Annotated in this window: 1 protein-coding gene; it reads right to left on the reverse strand. The window is 64.7% G+C overall.

What is annotated here, in order from left to right:
• Window positions 1–30 precede the first annotated feature (30 nt).
• On the reverse strand, window positions 31–972 hold the full coding sequence (locus tag AC629_RS44225) for an IS110 family RNA-guided transposase (protein ID WP_084810813.1): 942 nt from the start codon (window positions 970–972) through the stop codon (window positions 31–33).
• Window positions 973–1,106: the final 134 nt, after the last annotated feature.

Genomic DNA, 1,106 nt, shown 5'->3' on the forward strand with positions numbered 1-1,106 from the left:
CGTAGTGACGCTCCGCAGAGCCGGCAACTGTTATGTTGACCTGGTCTGTAGGTACGGCTTCCTGTCGCGCATAATGGCGTTGAGGACCGTCAACAGCTTCCTGGCGACGGCAATGAGAGCGAGCTTGGCTGGTTTGCCGGCCTGTCGCAGTCGTGCGTAGAAGGCCTTGAACGGATCGGCCCGGCGGACTGCGTTGAGAGCGGCCATGTAGAGAGCGTCACGCACGCGCTTTCGGCCGCCGGCGATCTTGCGCTTGCCGCGGAAGGCGCCGCTATCGACGTTGAAGGGAGCCAGGCCGGCTAGCGCCGCCACCTGCTTCGGTCCCACCTTCCCGAGTTCGGGCATCTGCGCGATCAGCTGCATGCAGGCGACGGGACCCACACCAGGCAGGGATCGCATCAACTGCGCATCATCCGAGATCTCCGGCTCAGCCTTGATCAGTGCGCTGATGTCGGTCTCGATCTCGGCGATCTCGCTGTCGAGGACCTCAATGAGACGGCCGATACGATCTGCCATGGCGCGGTCATCGGCCTCGCTGCGTCGGTTCTTCTCCTGGGCGCGCATGAGGACCAGCTGGTCTCGCCGTTTTGCAAGCCCCGCCAAGGCCTTGCGGGCGGGATTGGCGGCCAGCTCGGTGGCCGGCTGTATGGCTCGCGCAAAGGCCGCCAGCATCCGTGCATCGATCGGGTCGGTCTTGGCGAGCTGGCCGCTGGCGCGTGCAAAGTCGCGGGCCCGGGCCGGGTTGATCCGGGCGAAGCGGATGCCGGCCTGGCTCAGCGCCTCGCGAAGCTCGAGGTCATAGACCCCCGTGGCCTCGAAGACGACCAGCACATCGCATCGCCAACGCGCCACGATCTGTGTGATGGCCTGTGTCGCGTTGGCGATGCGCTCCGGCACGCCCAAGCTCTCATCGAAGATATCGAGATATCGTTTGGAGACGTCGATTCCAACGTAGCGAAGGGGTATGATCACGGTGCCTGTCCCTGTGATGCGAGGTCTGTTGGCGCAGCCTCGTGCAACTGTTCAGGTTGATAGATGGAACGGGCGGGAGACCGAGCCGGCTCACGGCGTCAAGCGCCAAGGACCCAACGGCTTCCCGCCCACCC

The sequence above is a fragment of the Bradyrhizobium sp. NAS80.1 genome (assembly GCF_001908205.1).
Lineage (GTDB): Bacteria > Pseudomonadota > Alphaproteobacteria > Rhizobiales > Xanthobacteraceae > Bradyrhizobium.